Genomic DNA, 16894 nt, shown 5'->3' on the forward strand with positions numbered 1-16894 from the left:
CCGGCGACGAACCGCTCAGGGGGCGAGCAGCGCCCGGACCGCGGTCCGCACCTTGTCGACGTCCGCGCCGCCCTCGATGAGCGCGCTCGCCCGGTGCACCACCGCGTTCACGAGCTCCGCGACGACCTCCGGCTCTGCCACGCCCGCGTCACGCAGCGCCTGCACCAGCGGGCCGGTGAGCCGGCCGTGCATCTCCTCGACCCACGAGTCGTCGAACGCGCCCGGGCTGATCGCCGCGAGGGTGCTGATCACGGCGTGCTCGCCGTCGGCGACCAGGGTGAGGTTGGCGTCCGCGTACGCCGCGACCTTCGCCATCGGCTCGTCCTGCGCGTCGGTCGCCTCCGTCACGGCGGCCCGGAAGCGGGGCAGCGCCTCCACGACGACCGCCCGGAACAGCTCGTCCCGGGACGCGAAGTAGTGGTAGATGCTCGGACGTGCGAGCCCCGCCTTCGCGGCGATCTCCGCGAAGGTGGGCTCGACGTCCGGGCGGGTGGTCAACAGCTCACGGGTCGCCTCGAGGATCGCGCGGCGCTGGGCCTCGCGGTGCTCGGGTACCGATGCGGCTGTGATCCGGGGCACGCGTCCTCCTGCTCGTCTCAGACGGCGCCGAGGCGCCCGTCCACCATCTCCAGCACCCGGTCGCAGTGCTCGAGCACGTCGTGGTCGTGGGTGACCATCACCGTAGCCACCCCGAACTCGTGCGTCTGCCGCGCGAGCAGCTCGACGATCTCATGGCTGCGACGCCGGTCGAGCGCCGCGGTGGGCTCGTCGACCAGCAGCACCGAGGGGGACGCGACGAGCGCCCGGGCGATCCCGACGCGCTGGCGCTCGCCACCGGACAGGCGGCCGGGCCGGCGCTTCGCGTGGTCGGCCATGCCGACGGCCGCGAGCAGCTTCTCGGGAGGAGTCGCCGCGCGGCGCCCGGTGATCTTCTCGACCAGCCGCAGCTGGTCGATCGCCGTCAGCGCGGGCACGAGGTTGCCGGACTGGAAGACGAACCCGACGTTGTCACGCCGGAACCGCGCCAGGGCGGCACCCGACAGCTCGGTCAGGTCGCTACCACCGACGACGACGGAGCCCGACGTGGGGCGCGTCAGGCCACCGGCGACGGCCAGCAGGCTGGACTTGCCCGCACCGGACGGGCCGACGACGGCGACGATCTCGCCCGGCGTGACCGTGAGGTCCACGTGGTCCAGGGCGACGACCTGGCTGTCACCGTCGCCGAACGTCAGGGTGACGTCGCTCAGCGCGAGGCCGGTACGGGTGGTGGTGGAGGCGGTCATCGGTTCTCTCCCAGCGCGGTCACGGGGTCGACACGGGCGATGCGGACGGTCGCGACGGCCGCGCCGAGCAGGCCGAGGCCCAGCAGCAGCAGCGCACCGGTCGCGATGGGCCCGCTCTCGAGCTCGAACGGCATGCCCGTCCCGACGAGCAGCGACCCCAGGCCCAGGCCGACGGCCAGACCGACGCCGACGGACACGACGAGCAGGATGGCGGCCTGCGCCAGCCCGTCACCGAGCAGGAAGCGCGTCGAGGCGCCCATGGCCCGCATGACGGCGAGCTCACGGGTGCGCTGGACGGTCCACAGCGTGAAGAACGCGCCGACGACGAGCGCCGAGATGGCGTAGAGGAAGGCCTGGATGAGCTGCATCGTCATGATCTCGGCCGTGTAGCCGGGCGACGAGTCGTACGCCTCGACGATCGTGCGGGCGCTGGTGCCCGCCGCCGCGTCACCGGCCGCGAGGTCGGGGAGCTTGCCGTCGACGCCGCGCAGGGCGACGACGCTGGCCGAGTCGTACGCCTCGGGGCTGGCCTGCTGGCCCGGGACGGTCGAGGAGTGGATCTCCTGCCACGTGGTCAGGGGCAGGAAGCCGATGTCCATGTGACCGAAGGTGCGCTGGTCCTCGGTGAACCCGACGACCTCGAGCTCCGTGCCGATGCGGTCGATCGTCAGCACGTCACCGAGCTCGATGCCCTCGCTCTGGGCGGAGACGGACAGCACGACCTCGCCGTCGCCGGCCAGTGCGCTGCCCTCGGCCGCCGCGGGCTCGACGAAGCCGCCGGGCTCGACGCCGAACAGGGTGAGGTCGACCGGCGCCCCGTCCTCGTTCTTCGCGTTGACGATCGCGGTGCCGAGCAGCTCGGCGTCCGCGACGTCGTCGCGGGCGGCCCAGGCGTCACGCTGGTCGGACGTCACGACGCTGCGGGTGAAGGCGGAGTCGGTCTTGGTGCCGGACTCGAACGCCACGGCGTCCATGGGGCTGCGCTGCAGCCCGGAGACGCCGTCGACCACGAGCCCGGACGACAGTCCTGAGAGCAGGACCATGAGGACGCTGATGAGGGCGACGACGGCCCCCATCAGACCGAAACGGGTACGCGCGAATGCCAGTTCGCGCAGTGCGAGAAACATCAGGTGGCAGACCTCTCGACGGGGACCACGCCTTGTCGACGCGGTGTCGACATCTTACCGACGCGGCGTCGACAACACATGGCCGCGCTGCTCAGCCCTCCGCGAGGCCCATCACCAGGCCCGCCGCGATGGCCACCATCACCACGGCGATCACGGCGTCCAGCACCCGCCACGCGACGGGCCGCGCGAACACCGGGCGCAGCAGGGCGGCCCCGTACCCCAGGGCCGTGAACCACAGCACGCTGCCCACCCCCGCGCCGGCGGCGAACCACCAGCGCCCGTCCCCCTGCCCGGCGGCCAGCGAGCCCAGGAGCACCACCGTGTCGAGGTACACGTGCGGGTTCAGCCAGGTCAGCGCCAGGGTCGTCGCGGCCACGGTCATCGCGGCCGCCCGGCCGTCGGGCCGCGCGGCTACCGGGGCGGTGCCGTCCACGACGAGCGTCCCGTCGCCGCGGACCGCGCGCCGCGCCGCGGCCGCCCCGTACGCCACCAGCACCACGGCGCCCAGCAGCGTCATGACGACGGTGAGCGTGGGACTCGCGGCGATGACCGTGCCGACACCGGCCGCCCCGACCGCGATGAGCACCAGGTCGGACACCGCGCAGATCGCGACCACCAGACCGACGCGCTCCCGTCGCAGGCCGTACCGCAGGACGTGCGCGTTCTGCGCGCCGATGGCGACGATCAATCCGAGACCGAGACCGAGACCGGCCGCTGCTGAGCTCCACACACCGCCGACGCTAGGCGCCTTCCCGTCACCAGCCCAGCGAAAGTTCCTCATGGTCCATTAGCGTTGCTGCATGCCCGACTGGGACCTCGGTCAGCTCCGTGCCCTCGCCGCCGCCGCCGACCTCGGCACCTTCGACGCCGCCGCGCGCGCCCTGCACGTGACGCCGTCGGCCGTCAGCCAACGCATCAAGGCGCTCGAGCAGACCGCCGGTGCCGTGCTCCTGCGTCGGGACCGGCCCGTCCGCCCGACCGCCGCCGGCGAGCCCTTGGTCCGCCTGGCCCGCCAGCTCGACGCGCTCACCGCCGACGCGACCCGGCACCTCGGCAGCGAGGCCGCTGTCCCGCGCGTCACCCTGGCGGTCAACGGCGACTCCCTGACCACCTGGGTGCTCCCCGCGCTCGCGCCGCTGGCCGGGCACGTCGCGCTGCACCTGGTGCGCGAGGACCAGGACCGCTCTGCCGAGCTCCTGCGCGACGGCTCCGTCATGGGGGCGGTGACGTCGCAGGCCGTGGCCGTCCAGGGCTGCACCGTCGAGCCGCTGGGCGTCATGCGCTACCGCCCGATGGCGACGCCGGCCTTCGCGGCCCGGTGGTTCGGTGACCGGTGGCACACCGACCAGATCCGGCCCGCTGCGCTCACCGCCGCACCCGTCGTCGTGTTCGACACCGACGACCACCTGCAGGACCGGTGGCTGCGCCGCCGGCGCGTCGACCCCGCCCGCCCACCCCGGCACCTCGTGCCCGCGTCGGCGGACTTCGCGGCGGCCGTGCGGCTCGGGTTCGGCTGGGGCATGCTCCCCGGCCAGCAGGCCGACGACGACGAGCGCGCCGGTCGCCTGGTCCGCCTGACCGACGACACGGTCGACGTCCCGCTGCTCTGGCAGCAGTGGTCCCTGCGCACGGACGCCCTCGACGCCGTCGCCGGCGCACTGCGCACCGCGGCCGCCACCGCCCTGGAGGGCACCGGCCAGCCGCTCGACGTCACACGTGGGCGAACGCGCCAGGTCCTCTGACGGCGCGGGGCCGCCCTGCCCTCAGGGGGCGGTCGCCTCGACGAGGTCCAGCTCCACGGCGACGACGACCCCGGCCACGCGACCCCCGGCGGCCACGTCGCCCTGGGCGTGCAGCGCGTGGAAGAGCTCGGCATGGTCGGTGGGCGTCACGCGCCGCCGCTCGCCGTCCGCCGTCACTACGTCGAGCGCGCGGACCCCGACCCCGGCCTGCTCGCCTGTGCCGACCAGGTCGGCCACGACCGTGACCGGGGCCCGCGCGGCCACGGGAGCGAGCCCGAAGGGCGCGGCCGTCGCCACGAGGTCGGCCCAGAGCAGGCCCGGGCCGACGTGCGCGCGCGCCAGCACCGGCAGGACCGTCAGGTGGTCGAGGCCGGTGGTCGAGACCAGGACGGCACCGTCGAGCGACGCCGCTCCGTGCCGGCCGGCACGCACGGCGACCGGCACCCCGTGCTCGCGGGCCGCGCGGACGACGTACGCCACCTCGTCCGGCGTGCTGGGGGTGACCACGAGCGCGGCACCCTGTGCGTGACCGTCCGGCGCCGCGGCGGGCTCCGGCGTCGCGGCGCCGTCGGGCGCCGTCGCGCCGTCGGGCGTAGTCGCGCCGTCGGGCGTAGTCGCGCCGTCGGGCGTCGTCAGCCGTCCGGGGACGACGTCGGCCAGGGCGGAGGCGAGTGCGGCCAGGCGCAGCCGGGCGTCATGCCCGTGCCGGGTCTGCGGTCCCGACGGCGGCGGGTCCGGCGTCGGGGCCGTCAGGGTCACGGCGTGCGTCGGCAGCGGTGTGAACACGCGCACCCCTTCCCCGACGCGCCACCCGCGTCGATGGGTCAGGAGGCGTGGCACCCCCGGGTGATACACCACGATCGGGTGACAGCCGGTCGCGACGGGTGCGCCGCCCCGCTCGACCCGGTCGGCCGCGGTCAGACGTCGTCGACCGCCGCCACCAGGCGCGCACCCACGTCGCGGACGCACGCCCGCATCTCCGGCCCTCCGACGACCCGGAACGGCACGGGGACGACCGCGAGCTGCTGGGCGTACCAGACGGGGTTGCTCGTCGTGGCGACCAGGCGCGTCGTCGCCGGGCCGACAGGTTCCAGACGACCCAGCGCGGTCGGCAGTCGGCGCGCGACGTCCTCGTACGCCGCCTCGATCAGCACGTCGACGTCGTGCTCCCAGCCTTGCGCCAGGTGCTCCTCGAGCAGCACGACGGGGTCGACGTCCGGGGCGGGGGCGGCCGTGCCCGGCAGCGTCAGCACCGTGAGCACCCGGTCCACGCGGTAGGTGCGCACGGCGTCGCCGTCGTGCCGTCGGCACACGAGGTACCAGCGGCCGTGCCGGACGACGACCGACCACGCGTCCACGTCCGCGTCCCACTCGTGGCCCGACTCGGCGCGGTACCGCACGCGGACGGGCCGGTGGTCCGCGCACGCCTGCACCAGGGCCGTCGTGACGACCGGGTCGGGGCGCGCGGCCGCCCGGTCCGGCGCCGTCGCGGTGGACCGGCGCACCACGGCGGCCTGCGCCGCGACCCGCTCGGGGAGCGCGCGCAGCAGCTTGTCGAGCGCGGACCCGACCGGGTCGGCGCGGTCCCGCACGTCGTGGTGGCCGTCGAGCACGGCCATGACCAGCCCGAGCGCCTCGTCCGGACCGAACACCAGCGGCGGCAGCCGGACACCACGCCCGACCCGGTACCCGCCGTAGGGGCCTCGCACAGAGGTCACCGGGACCCCGGACTCGCGCAGGATCGCGACGTAGCGCCGCGCGGCACGCTCCGAGACGCCGAGGGCCGCGGCGAGGCCCGCGGCCGTGGTCCCCGGGCTGGCCTGCAGCTCGGCGAGGGCGAGGAGAGCGCGGGACGTCGGGCTCGTGTCGCTGGTCGCCATCGCCGCCCCCGTCGGATCGCGCACCGATCGGCCGGAAGAACCGGAACCGGATCGTCCGGTACCGAACCTACGGTCGCCTCATGACTGACACCACCCCCCAGGGGATCCCGACGCTGGACACCACCATCAACGAGCCCGCGCTCGACGCCGGCGAGGTCGACCTCGCCCTCTTCATGCTCGAACGCTCCCGCGCGACCTTCGCGTGGAAGGTCGGCGGGCTCGACGCCGACGCGCTGCACCGGCCGTTCCCGCCGTCGCAGATGACGCTCGCCGGCCTCGTCAAGCACATGACGTTCGTCGAGGACGACTTCGTGGCGCGCTGGCTCGGCGCCGGCGGCTACGGCACCCCGTGGCACCACACCACCGCCGACGACTGGCCGGGCTACGACTGGCGCAGCGCCGCCGAGGACTCCCCCGCTCAGCTCTACACGTGGTGGCAGGAGGCGGTCGAGCGGGCGCGTGACGCGTGGGCGCGAGTCACCGCCGACGGCGGCCTCGACCAGCCGGCCGCGATCGAGTGGGTCGAGGGCAGCCCCAACCGGCGCCGCGTCCTCGTCGACATCAACGCCGAGTACGCCCGGCACCTCGGCCACGCGGACCTGTTCCGCGAGGCGATCGACGGGCTCGTCGGGGAGGACCCGCCCCAGCCGTGAGCGGACGCGCCGGCCCGGTCACGGCCGCTACCGTGTGCGCGTGCCCGCCTCCTCGGTCCTCGCGTACGCCGCCGTCGGGAGCCTCGGCCTCGCGGTCCTCCTCGCCGTCGTCGGGTTCCGCGCCCTGGCCGTCGCGCGGGGAGTGACGCGGGTCCGCGTCCCGGCGCGCCTGCTGTCGGAGGCGCCGAGCCTGGGTGGCGAGTACGTCGAGGTCGAGTACCCGGCACCGGACGGCAGCCTGCTGCGCACCCGGATCCACGTGTTCCGGGTCCGCGCACCGGGTCAGCCGTACGTCTTCGACGGGACGGTCTGGGTCGACCCGACCCGGCCCACGGACGTGACGCCGCGCCGCCAGGGCCGGACGACGGGGGCGGTCGTGACCCTCGTGCTGGCCGGCGTGGCCCTCGTCGGGACGGTCGGCTGCCTCATCGCGGCAGGGGTCGTGCGGTTCGCTGAGACGCTGCCGATCTGAGGCCGGACGCGTCAGGCCGGCGAGCCCGCCGTGGGCGGGAACTCCGGCGCCGGGCCGCCGAAGAAGCACTGGCACGGCCCGTCGAGGTGACGGAAAGGCGTCCCGGGGCGCGCGGCGCACGGCACGGGGGCCCGCTCGGCGGGGACGTCAGGGCGGTCCGGCAGCAGCAGACGCAGCAGCGCAGGCATGGTCTCCTCCATCCCCCCGGTCGTCGCGGTGCCGACCCTCCTGGAGGAGCGCCGAGCGGTCGTGAACGTACACCGCCACCGCACGCGGGTACCGGCACGCACAGCATGCCGCCCGGCACCGACACCCGATTGGGACCTCTGCCGCGTCGAGGCCGGGCGTCAGGCGTCGACGCGGAGCGGCAGCACGAGGCGGGTGATGTTCAGGTCGGGGTCGCCGTCGGGCGCCGGGTCGGTCACGTACTCCTCCCAGAAGTCCCCGCGACCCTCGAGACCGAGCGCGGCGCGCTCCTGCTCGAGCCGGGACCACGCGTCGGACAGCCCGTCGTAGGACCCCGTGTGGATGAGCACGAGCGCGGCACCGCCCGGCATCTCCGTCACCTCGACACCCTCGGACGACTCACCCAGGGCAGCACCCTCCACGACGAAGCCTGCCGTGAGGTCGACCATGTCCGTCGGCATGCTGTGGTACCACCCGAAGGCCGGTCCGGCGATCGTCCACCCCTCGCGCCCGGCCGCCTCCGTGACCCGGTCGTACGCGGAGTCGTAGAACGCGGTGAGCTCCGGCATCGGCACCGTCGCACGCACCGCGGCGATCGTGGCGGGGTTCAGGTCGGTCCGGGTGGTCTCCATGGAGCTCTCCTCGTCGTTGGGGCGCGTCGGCGTCCATCCTCACCGACGGCGCGGCTTTGCGGAACAGATCCGACTGCGTCTTTGGTCCGTTCTTCACCGACATGGGCCTGTTTCTGGTTTCGGGGGGGTATGGCGAGCCCACGACACCGCGGAGACGGTCGCCGGGCGCTCGGGACGACGAGGTCGGCGGGTGGTCCGTACCGTGGTGGGATGACGCTCGTCGACCCGGTCCGACGCTGGCGCGCCCGCTCCGGCGAGGCGCTCTTCCTGCGTGTCGCCGGACCGCACGGGCACCGCAGCAGGACCCGCATCCACGGGCGCCCGGGCCCGAGGTGGTTCGGGCCCGACGCGGCGGTCCGCGTCGTCCACGGGGACGCGTCGATGTTCGTCGGAGGGCTGCGCTCGCTGCTGCTGCAGTCCCTGCACCCGGCGGCGATGGCGGGCGTCGCGAGCCACTCGGACTTCCGGGACGACCCGTGGGGCCGGCTCGCCGGCACGAGCACGTTCCTGGCGACCACCGTCTTCGGCACGGCCGACGACGCGCAGGCGGCCGTCGACGCGGTCCGCACCATCCACGCACGGGTGCGGGGGGTGACCCCGGACGGGATCGCGTACGCGGCGGACGACCCCGACCTGCTGCGCTGGGTGCACGTCGCCGAGATCGAGAGCTTCCTCGTCGCGCACGACCGCTACGGCGCGCACCCGCTGAGCCCGGCGCGCGCCGACGAGTACGTGGCGCAGACGGCCCGCGTCGGGCGCGCGCTCGGCGCGGTGGACGTGCCGGAGACCGTCGCCGGGCTGCGGGCCGCCATCGAGGGCTACCGCCCGGTCCTGCGCGCGACGCCCGCCGCGATCGACGCCGCCCAGTTCCTGCTGCGTGAGCCGCCGGTGCCCTGGACGTTGCGTCCCGGGTACACCGCGCTGGCCGCAGCGGCCGTGGAGTCGTTGCCGCCGTGGGCGACGGACGCGCTCGGGCTGCCGCGTCCGGGGCGGGCCCGGGGCGCTGCGGCGCGGGCTGCCGGGCACGGCGCGACGCGCACGGTCCGGTGGCTGCTCGCCGGCCAGCCGGAGGGCTGACACCTCGGCCCGAGCGGCGTCGACATCGGCCCCGGGCCGGTCCCGGTGGACGTCCGCGATGGCAACGTCGTTGCCCTCAGCCCATAAGGGTTTAGGCGCGTTGACCGCCCATGGAAAACCTTTGCACAGTGGCGCTCGACCCCAGGAGCAGTGTCGCTCACGCCGTCGTCGAGGCCCGAGCACCACGCTCCCCCACCCTCACGGAGGGAGAGACCCGGTGCGAACCACGGGCCGCTCGAAGTCCAGACCCGCACTCGTCGTGCTCACGACGTTGGCGCTCGCCGCCGCCGTCGTCGTGGCCGACGTGCCGAACGCTCCACCCGCGCACGCTGCGCCGTTCGTCGAGGCCGTCGAGAACGTCGGTGCCGACTGCACGTTCCCGTCGCTGCCCGCCGCGGCGTCGAACTCGCGGCTGCCGGACCCGTTCCGGCGGGCCGACGGCACGCGCATCACCACCAAGGCCGACTGGCGCTGCCAGCGCGAGCAGACCAAGCGTCTGATGGAGCAGTACGTCTACGGGCAGAAGCCCGCCAAGCCGGCGTCCGTGTCCGGGAGCGTCACCAGCTCCCGGATCACGGTCAACGTCTCCCAGAACGGCCGGTCCACGAGCTTCTCCGCCAACGTCTCGCTGCCCAGCGGCACCGGACCGTTCCCCGCGGTCGTCGTCTACGGCGGGTTCGGCGCTGACACCGCCACGATCCGCAGCTCGGGCGCCGCCGTCATCAGCTTCGACCCGTACGCCGTCGGCAAGGAGGGCACGGGCCGCGCGAACAAGCAGGGCGCGTTCTACGACATCTACGGCTCGAACAGCCAGACCGGTCTGCTCATGGCGTGGGCGTGGGGCGTCAGCCGCATCATCGACGTCATCGAGACGTCGGGCGGGTCGATCCTCAAGGCCGACGCGACGGGCGTCACGGGGTGCTCACGCTTCGGCAAGGGTGCCATCGTCGCCGGCGCGTTCGACCAGCGCATCGCACTGACGATGCCGATCGAGTCGGGAACGGCAGGCGTGCCGATCTTCCGCGGCATCGCCGGCGAGGGCGCCCAGTCGCTGAGCAGCGCCTACGGCGAGCAGCCGTGGTTCGGCGACGCGTTCGGCTCGTACACGGGCAACCCGAACAACCTTCCGGTCGACACCCACCAGCTCGTCGGGCTCGTCGCACCGCGCGGGCTGTTCATCATGGACAACCCGCACATCGCCAACCTCGGGCCGCGGTCCGCGAGCGTCGCGGCGCTCGGCGGGGCCGAGATCTACAAGGCGCTCGGCGCGGGCGGCAACATCACCTACTGGTCCGACGTGGCCGACGGGTCGCACTGCGCCAACCGCTCGGAGTGGCGCACGCCGCTGCAGCAGAACATCCAGAAGTTCCTGCTGGGCAGCGGGTCCTCGCAGGGCCAGATGCGCATCTCGAGCCGTGCCGCCGGCAGCCTGTCGCAGTGGGCCGACTGGACGACGCCCGTCCTCACCGACGGTCCGACCCCGACGCCCACGGCCACCGCGACCGCCACGCCGACGGTCACGCCGACGCCCACGCCCACGGTCACCCCGACAGCCACCCCGACGGCCACCCCCACGGTGACGCCCACACCCACACCCACGCCGACCCCCACGTCGGCGCCGGGCGGCTGCACCGCCACCGTGTCGCTGAACTCCTGGAACGGCGGCTTCGTCGCGACCATCAAGGTCACGGCAGGCTCGTCGGCGCTCAACGGCTGGACGACGACCGTCACGCTGCCCGGCGGGGCCGCGGTCACCAACGCGTGGAGCTCGGTGAACAGCGGCACCAACGGCACGGTCCGCTTCGCCAACGCACCGTGGAACGGGTCGGTGGGGGCAGGTCAGTCCACCGAGTTCGGCTTCCAGGGCACGGGCAACGGCCAGGGCCTCACAGCCACCTGCGCCTGACCCCGAAGGGAGGACTGGATCCCCCCTCCCGCGAGACCCCTCCCCCCGCGAGAGTGCAATCCAGTCCTCCCTTCCCCCCGTGAGAGTGCAATCCAGCCCTCCCCTCCCCCCGTGAGAGTGCAATCCAGCCCTCCCCTCCCCCCGTGAGAGTGCAATCCAGCCCTCCCCTCCCCCCGTGAGAGTGCAATCCAGCCCTCCCCTCCCCCCGTGAGAGTGCAATCCAGCCCTCCCCTCCCCCCGTGAGAGTGCAATCCAGCCCTCCCCTCCCCCCGTGAGAGTGCAATCCAGTCGCGAGCACTGGCGCGCATGGAAACTGGATTGCACTCTCACGCACCACCCGGGGACTGGATTGCACTCTCACGCACCACCCGGGGACTGGATTGCACTCTCACGCACCACCCGGGGACTGGATTGCACTCTCACGGGCGGGGGTCAGTGGGGGGCGGTCAGCCAACCGGCTAGGCGGTCCGGGCGGTCGGTGATGATCTCGTCGACAGCCAGGCCGACGGCTGCCGCCCAGTGCGCCGGCTCGTCGAGCGTCCAGACCGCGACCTGCAGCCCGGCGCCGTGCAGGCGCGCGACCAGGCCGGGGTCCTGCTGCAGCAGCAGGCCGTGCGGGTTGGCCATGACGACGTCGAGCGACGCGCACACGTCGAGCACGTCCGGCCCCACCTCGCCCAGCAGCAGCCCTCGCCGCAGGCCCGGGTCCGCGTCGCGCAGCGCCTCGACGGTCCCCGGCCAGAAGCTCTGCACCACGACGCGGTCCGCGAGCCCTGCCGCCCGCAGCGGCCCCGTCACGCGGGCGGCCTCGTCGGCCGTCCACTCGCCCTTCACCTCGCACAGCAGGTCGACGGACGGGTGCCGCAGCAGCAGGTCGACCACCTCGTCGAGCAGCGGCACGCGCTGCCCGGCGTACGCCGGCGAGAACCACGACCCCGCATCGAGCTCGCGGACCTCGGCGAGCGTCGTGTCCCTGAGCCGGCCGGAGCCCGAGGTCGTCGCGTCCAGCGTGTCGTCGTGGATCACCACGACGTGCCCGTCGGACGTCAGCTGCACGTCGAGCTCGATCGAGTCGGCGCCCGCACGGGCGGCCGCCTCGAACGCGGCGAGCGTGTTCTGCGGCGCGACCCACGAGTTGCCCCGGTGCGCGACGACCCTCGTCACAGGCACGGCTCCACGTTCTCACGGTAGGCCGACTCGATCGTCGGGGCGATGGAACGCCACGCCACGCCGTGGCGACGGAACGACCTCGACGCGCGGACCTGCGACGCCTCACCTAGCGTGGCAGGGAAGAGCCTCCGACCGCAGGAAGCGGGCCGCTCATGATCGTTCCGCGCCATCGCGTCGTCATCGTCGGGGGCGGCAACGCCGGCATCTCCCTGGCCGCCAAGCTGCTGCGCGGCGGGTGCCCCGACGTCGCGCTCGTCGACCCCAACGAGGTGCACCACTACCGGCCGCTGCTGTCGTACGTCGCCGGTGGGGCCGCGACCCTCGACGACCTGCGACGCCCGCAGGCCGACCTCGTGCCGGTCGACGTGCACTGGTACGAGGACCGCGTGAGGGCGGTCGACCCCGTGGCGTCGACGGTCCACCTCGCCGGCGGCCGTTCGCTCGTCTACGGCGACCTCGTGCTGTGCCCGGGGTCGGAGGTCGACTGGGACGCCGTGCCGGGCATGGCCGAGGCGGTCGCGACGCCCCACGCGTCGACCAGCTACCTGCCGGAGCACGCGCCGGACACGTGGGACATGCTCTCGGTGCTCACCACGGGGCGGGTCGTGTTCGCGATCTCGGACCGGCACGTGCCCTGCTCCCCCGTGGGCCTCAAGCCGTTGTTCCTCGCCGCGGACCACTGGCGGGCGACCGGGGTGCTCGACGCCCTCACCGTCGACCTGCTGGTGGAGGGGTCGCGGCTCGCCGGCACCGCGCAGGCGGACGAAGAGCTGCGCCTGGCGGCCGACGCGTACGGCGTGCGGGTGCGCACCGGCACCGCGGTGGAGCGCGTCGACCCGGTCGCCCGCCGCCTGGACCTGCGCTCGCGGGTCGGCACCGAGACGCTGACCTACGACGCGCTGTACCTCGCACCGCCGCACCGGGCACCCACGTGGGTGGCCGCGAGCGGCCTCGCGTCCGAGGGGAGCGACGGCTTCGTCGACGTCGACCCGCTGACGCTGCGGCACCGCACGTACCCGCGGGTGTGGGCGCTGGGTGACGTGGCGACGGTCGAGACGTCACCGTCCGGCGGGGCGCTGCGCAAGCAGGTTCCCGTGGTCGCGCACAACATCCCCGCGTCCCGTGCGGGAGTGCCCCTGCGGCACTACGACGGCTACACCGTGGCCCCCGTGACGACGTCGCGCAGCGAGCTGCTGCTGGCCGAGCACGACCGTGAGGGGCACGCCGAGCCGACGATCCCCTTCCCGGACCTCGCGCGGCCGCGACGCTCGCTGTACGTCTTCGACCGGTACGTCGAGCCGCAGATCTACTGGCACCGGCTCCTGCGGGGCAAGGTGTCCTGACGCCGCACCCCGTGCCCGGCGGCACTGGCGGTGGTAGGACGGACTCCTGACGTCCGCACCACAGGGGGCCGCCATGCGCACGTCCACGTTCACCCGACCGCTCGCCGTCGTCGTCGCCGCGGTCGCGCTCACCGCCGGCGCGCTGCCGGGGAGCGCGGCGCCACCCGGCCCGGCGGGTGCCGGGGCCGACGTCGACGGTGGTGCGAGCGTCGACGGGCGCGGTGGGCCCGGCGGACCAGGCCGCGGTGGACCAGGGCACGGGCGCCCACCCGCGAAGGTCCCGGTCGCGGTCGGCACGGGAGGCGCCGTCTCGACCGTCGACCCGGACGCGACGCGCGTCGGCCTGGACGTGCTGCGCCGCGGCGGCAACGCGGTCGACGCGGCGGTGGCGGCGGCGGCGACGCTGGGGGTGACCGAGCCGTACTCGGCCGGCATCGGCGGCGGCGGGTTCTTCGTCGTGTACGACGCGGCGAGCCGGACCGTGCAGACGATCGACGGCCGCGAGACCGCACCGGCCGCGATGGGTCCCGACGCGTTCGTCGAGGACGGCGTCGCGATCCCGTTCGAGGAGGCCGTGGCGTCGGGGCTGTCGGTCGGCGTCCCCGGGACGCCGGCGACGTGGCAGGCGGCGCTCGACACGTGGGGCACCCTCAGCCTGCGTGACGCGCTGGCCGGCGCCACCCGCGTCGCGGAGAAGGGGTTCGTCGTCGACCAGACGTTCGCCGACCAGACGGAGGCGAACGCGGACCGGTTCGCCGACTTCCCGTCGACCGCCGCGCTGTTCCTGCCGCGGGGGGCGGTCCCGCGCGTCGGCTCGGTCCTGCGCAACCCCGACCTGGCACGCACCTACCGGCTGCTGGCCCGCCAGGGCGTCGACGCGCTGTACGCGGGTCCGCTCGCGCAGGAGATCATCGACACGGTGCAGGCACCGCCCGTCGCGCCCGGCAGCACCCGCGTCGTGCGGCCGGGCCTGCTGGAGACGTCCGACCTCGCGGCGTACGACGTCGTGCCACGCGAGCCCACGCACGTCACGTACCGCGGGCTCGACGTCTACGGCATGGCGCCACCGTCGTCCGGCGGGTCGACGGTCGGCGAGGCGCTCAACATCCTCGAGACCGTGGACGTCGGCACCCTCGACGAGACGCAGGCGCTGCACCACTACGTCGAGGCGGCCTCGCTCGCCTTCGCGGACCGCAACCGCTGGGTCGGCGACCCCGCGTTCGTCGACGTCCCGCTGGCCGAGCTGCTGTCCGACGGCTTCGCGGCCGAGCGCGCCTGCCTCATCGACCCGGCGGCGGCGCTGCCCAAGCCGGTGACGCCCGGGTCCCCCGACGGGACGTACGAGCCGTGCGCCCCGGGGGACGACCCCGGCAGCGAGGCCCCCGAGGGCACCTCCACGACGCACCTGACGACAGCCGACCGCTGGGGCAACGTCGTCGCCTACACCCTGACCATCGAGTCCACCGGCGGCAGCGGGATCGTCGTGCCGGGTCGCGGGTTCCTGCTCAACAACGAGCTGACGGACTTCACCTTCACCGACGAGACGCAGGACGGCGTGGAGCCGAACCTCCCCGGCCCGGGCAAGCGCCCCCGCAGCTCGATGGCGCCGACGATCGTGCTGCAGGACGGCCGCCCGCTTCTGGCGCTCGGGTCACCCGGCGGCTCGACGATCATCACGACGGTGCTGCAGACGCTGGTGAACCGGATCGACCTGGGCATGCCGCTCGACGAGGCCGTGGCCGCCCCCCGCGCGACGCCCCGCAACGGGCCGTCGATCCAGGCGGAGCCGGGCTTCCCACGCACCGGGCTCGAGGCGCTGGGGCACGTGTTCGCCGACACCCCGGAGATCGGCGCAGCCACCGCGATCGAGCTCCTCGACCGCGGGAAGCTGCTGTCGGTCGCCGAGCCGGAGCGCCGCGGCGGCGGCAGCGCGGGCGTGGTCCACCCCCGCCGCTGACCCCGCCCACCCACATCCCCGCGAGAGAGCGATCCAGTGCGATGACCGCGTCCACGAGCGTCGACACCATCCCCGTCGTGCCGGGCGCGCCCGTGATCGGCAGCGTCGCCGCGCTCGCGAGCGATCCGGCTGCGTTCTTCGTGCGGTGCTACGCCGAGCACGGCCCTGTGTTCCGGGTCCGTGCCCTGCGGCGGACGCTCACGGTGCTCGCCGGGCCCGAGCTCGCGCGGTGGATGGGCTCGCGCGAAGGGCGGGACAGCCTGCGGTCCGCCGAGGTGTGGCAGGGGCTCGTCGACGAGTACGGCGCGACGCGCACCCTCACCGGTGTCGACGGCCCCGAGCACCGGAAGCTGCGCGAGGTCATGCGCCACGGGTACTCGCGCGAGGCGCTCGACGGCCGGCTGGACGAGCTCGTCGCGATCACCGACGAGTGCCTCGACCGCGCGTGGCGGCCCGGGACGTCCGTGCCCGTCGTCGAGGCCCTCCAGTTCCTGGTGACGAGCCAGCTCGGCACGATGCTGACCGGGACCGTGCCGACCGAGTACGTGCGCGACATCCGCACCACGATCCTCTACATCCTCAACGCGCTCGTCACGCGCCAGCGCCCCGAGATCGTGCTGCGCAGCCCCGTGTACCGACGGTCGCGGGCGCGGGTCCAGGAGCTCGGCGAGGAGATGATCCGCGCGCACCGGGCGCGCGAGCCGCGGCCCGACCACCGCCGCACGCTCGTCGACGACATCATGGACGCGCACGACGCCGATCCCGGGCTCCTCGCGGCGAACGACCTGGTGCTCGCGCTCACCGGCCCGTACGTCGCGGGGCTCGACACGGTCGCGAACACGCTCGGGTGCCTCGTGCACGCGGTCCTCGCGCACCCGGACGTGCTCGCGCGCATCCGCGCCGAGGCGGACGAGGTCTTCGCCTCCGGCCCGCTCACCGAGGCGTCGCTCGAGCGCCTCACCGCGACGAACGGCGCGGTCATGGAGACCATGCGCCTGTACCCGATCGCCGTCGCCCAGCCGCGCGTCGCCAACCGCGACTTCGAGTACGCCGGGCACCTGATCCGCGAGGGCGAGCCCGTCTACTGCGCGGTGACCGTGCCGCACTTCCTGCCCGAGCTGTTCCCCGACCCGCTGCGGTTCGACATCGACCGGTACGGGGCCGAGCGCCGCGAGCACGTGACCCCGGGGGCGTACGCGCCGTTCGGCAAGGGGCCGCACACGTGCCTCGGCAAGGGCGTCGCGGACGTGCTCATGACCCTCACGGCGGCGCGGGTCTTCCACCGGCTCGACCTGGAGCTCCCGCCGCGCGACGCGGTGCTGCGGCGGCGTGCCGCACCCACGCCGGGGCCCGTGGCGAGCTTCCGGGTACGGGTCGTCGGCGAGCGGCGGGGGCGCACGGGGGGCTGAGGCCAGGCTAGGTCGCAGTACCGCGAAAGGTCCGACCCACGAGCAGCACCTCGCCGC

General features: G+C 74.4%; 17 protein-coding genes. 8 read left to right on the forward strand and 9 right to left on the reverse strand.

The annotated features are described in order from the left end of the window. Positions 1-15: 15 nt before the first annotated feature. The 4 genes from NP048_RS18135 to NP048_RS18150 form a co-directional block, all read right to left on the reverse strand. Positions 16-579 carry a TetR/AcrR family transcriptional regulator gene (locus NP048_RS18135; protein WP_227576716.1) on the reverse strand — a complete coding sequence of 188 codons (564 nt, stop codon included), beginning with the start codon at positions 577-579 and terminating at the stop codon, positions 16-18. Positions 580-596: 17 nt separating this feature from the next. Further along, positions 597-1283 carry an ABC transporter ATP-binding protein gene (locus tag NP048_RS18140; RefSeq protein WP_227576717.1) on the reverse strand — a complete coding sequence of 229 codons (687 nt, stop codon included), beginning with the start codon at positions 1281-1283 and terminating at the stop codon, positions 597-599. Then, entirely contained in the window at positions 1280-2410 is a 1131-nt protein-coding gene (locus tag NP048_RS18145; protein ID WP_372456813.1) for an FtsX-like permease family protein, read from the reverse strand. Before NP048_RS18145 ends, NP048_RS18140 begins: the two co-directional genes overlap by 4 nt. A gap of 91 nt (positions 2411-2501) precedes the next feature. After that, positions 2502-3140 carry a LysE/ArgO family amino acid transporter gene (locus tag NP048_RS18150; protein ID WP_227576719.1) on the reverse strand — a complete coding sequence of 213 codons (639 nt, stop codon included), beginning with the start codon at positions 3138-3140 and terminating at the stop codon, positions 2502-2504. Between the two features lie 70 nt (positions 3141-3210). Between NP048_RS18150 and NP048_RS18155 the strand changes: the two genes are divergently transcribed. Continuing rightward, positions 3211-4152 carry a LysR family transcriptional regulator ArgP gene (locus NP048_RS18155; RefSeq protein ID WP_227576720.1) on the forward strand — a complete coding sequence of 314 codons (942 nt, stop codon included), beginning with the start codon at positions 3211-3213 and terminating at the stop codon, positions 4150-4152. Between the two features lie 21 nt (positions 4153-4173). Here the strand turns inward: NP048_RS18155 and NP048_RS18160 are convergent, their stop codons facing one another. Further along, complete coding sequence (locus NP048_RS18160; protein WP_227576721.1) at positions 4174-4938, reverse strand: FAD-binding oxidoreductase; 765 nt, start codon at positions 4936-4938, stop codon at positions 4174-4176. A 131-nt stretch (positions 4939-5069) separates the two neighbouring features. Next, complete coding sequence (locus NP048_RS18165; protein ID WP_227576722.1) at positions 5070-6032, reverse strand: helix-turn-helix transcriptional regulator; 963 nt, start codon at positions 6030-6032, stop codon at positions 5070-5072. A gap of 80 nt (positions 6033-6112) precedes the next feature. Here NP048_RS18165 and NP048_RS18170 point away from each other — a divergent pair, with 80 nt between their 5' ends. Further along, entirely contained in the window at positions 6113-6685 is a 573-nt protein-coding gene (locus NP048_RS18170; protein WP_227576723.1) for a mycothiol transferase, read from the forward strand. Positions 6686-6725: 40 nt separating this feature from the next. Then, a complete protein-coding gene (locus tag NP048_RS18175) occupies positions 6726-7157 on the forward strand; it encodes a hypothetical protein (RefSeq protein WP_227576724.1) in 432 nt (143 codons plus the stop codon). An 11-nt stretch (positions 7158-7168) separates the two neighbouring features. Here the strand turns inward: NP048_RS18175 and NP048_RS18180 are convergent, their stop codons facing one another. Both NP048_RS18180 and NP048_RS18185 read right to left on the reverse strand, forming a co-directional pair. Continuing rightward, entirely contained in the window at positions 7169-7357 is a 189-nt protein-coding gene (locus NP048_RS18180; RefSeq protein WP_256769368.1) for a hypothetical protein, read from the reverse strand. A gap of 147 nt (positions 7358-7504) precedes the next feature. Then, positions 7505-7975, reverse strand: a complete 471-nt coding sequence (locus NP048_RS18185) for a GyrI-like domain-containing protein (protein WP_227576726.1) — start codon at positions 7973-7975, stop codon at positions 7505-7507. Between the two features lie 210 nt (positions 7976-8185). On the opposite strand from NP048_RS18185, the gene NP048_RS18190 reads away from it, so the two are divergent. Continuing rightward, on the forward strand, positions 8186-9052 hold the full coding sequence (locus NP048_RS18190; protein WP_227576727.1) for an oxygenase MpaB family protein: 867 nt from the start codon (positions 8186-8188) through the stop codon (positions 9050-9052). Positions 9053-9269: 217 nt separating this feature from the next. Further along, positions 9270-10958, forward strand: coding sequence for a glucuronyl esterase domain-containing protein (locus tag NP048_RS18195; RefSeq protein ID WP_227576728.1), 1689 nt, complete (start codon positions 9270-9272; stop codon positions 10956-10958). Positions 10959-11390: 432 nt separating this feature from the next. Here NP048_RS18195 and NP048_RS18200 read toward each other — a convergent pair whose 3' ends face one another. Beyond that, positions 11391-12128, reverse strand: coding sequence for a glycerophosphodiester phosphodiesterase (locus NP048_RS18200; RefSeq protein ID WP_227576729.1), 738 nt, complete (start codon positions 12126-12128; stop codon positions 11391-11393). A 152-nt stretch (positions 12129-12280) separates the two neighbouring features. Here NP048_RS18200 and NP048_RS18205 point away from each other — a divergent pair, with 152 nt between their 5' ends. The 3 genes from NP048_RS18205 to NP048_RS18215 all read left to right on the forward strand — a co-directional run bounded on the left by NP048_RS18205 (position 12281) and on the right by NP048_RS18215 (position 16837). After that, positions 12281-13471, forward strand: a complete 1191-nt coding sequence (locus tag NP048_RS18205) for an NAD(P)/FAD-dependent oxidoreductase (protein WP_227576730.1) — start codon at positions 12281-12283, stop codon at positions 13469-13471. Positions 13472-13544: 73 nt separating this feature from the next. Beyond that, entirely contained in the window at positions 13545-15428 is a 1884-nt protein-coding gene (gene ggt / locus NP048_RS18210) for a gamma-glutamyltransferase (protein ID WP_227576731.1), read from the forward strand. 41 nt (positions 15429-15469) lie between these two features. Next, entirely contained in the window at positions 15470-16837 is a 1368-nt protein-coding gene (locus NP048_RS18215) for a cytochrome P450 (RefSeq protein WP_227576732.1), read from the forward strand. Positions 16838-16894 lie beyond the last annotated feature (57 nt).

The sequence above is a fragment of the Cellulomonas xiejunii genome (assembly GCF_024508315.1).
Lineage (GTDB): Bacteria > Actinomycetota > Actinomycetes > Actinomycetales > Cellulomonadaceae > Cellulomonas > Cellulomonas xiejunii.

What these genes read in the sequence shown, in the direction of transcription:
- NP048_RS18140 (WP_227576717.1), bottom strand. Translation starts at nt 1,283, where the DNA reads ATGACCGCCTCCACCACCACCCGTACCGGCCTCGCGCTGAGCGACGTC.
- NP048_RS18145 (WP_372456813.1), bottom strand. Translation starts at nt 2,410, where the DNA reads ATGTTTCTCGCACTGCGCGAACTGGCATTCGCGCGTACCCGTTTCGGT.
- NP048_RS18155 (WP_227576720.1), top strand. Translation starts at nt 3,211, where the DNA reads ATGCCCGACTGGGACCTCGGTCAGCTCCGTGCCCTCGCCGCCGCCGCC.
- NP048_RS18165 (WP_227576722.1), bottom strand. Translation starts at nt 6,032, where the DNA reads ATGGCGACCAGCGACACGAGCCCGACGTCCCGCGCTCTCCTCGCCCTC.
- NP048_RS18170 (WP_227576723.1), top strand. Translation starts at nt 6,113, where the DNA reads ATGACTGACACCACCCCCCAGGGGATCCCGACGCTGGACACCACCATC.
- NP048_RS18180 (WP_256769368.1), bottom strand. Translation starts at nt 7,357, where the DNA reads ATGGAGGAGACCATGCCTGCGCTGCTGCGTCTGCTGCTGCCGGACCGC.
- NP048_RS18185 (WP_227576726.1), bottom strand. Translation starts at nt 7,975, where the DNA reads ATGGAGACCACCCGGACCGACCTGAACCCCGCCACGATCGCCGCGGTG.
- NP048_RS18190 (WP_227576727.1), top strand. Translation starts at nt 8,186, where the DNA reads ATGACGCTCGTCGACCCGGTCCGACGCTGGCGCGCCCGCTCCGGCGAG.
- NP048_RS18205 (WP_227576730.1), top strand. Translation starts at nt 12,281, where the DNA reads ATGATCGTTCCGCGCCATCGCGTCGTCATCGTCGGGGGCGGCAACGCC.
- ggt (WP_227576731.1), top strand. Translation starts at nt 13,545, where the DNA reads ATGCGCACGTCCACGTTCACCCGACCGCTCGCCGTCGTCGTCGCCGCG.
- NP048_RS18215 (WP_227576732.1), top strand. Translation starts at nt 15,470, where the DNA reads ATGACCGCGTCCACGAGCGTCGACACCATCCCCGTCGTGCCGGGCGCG.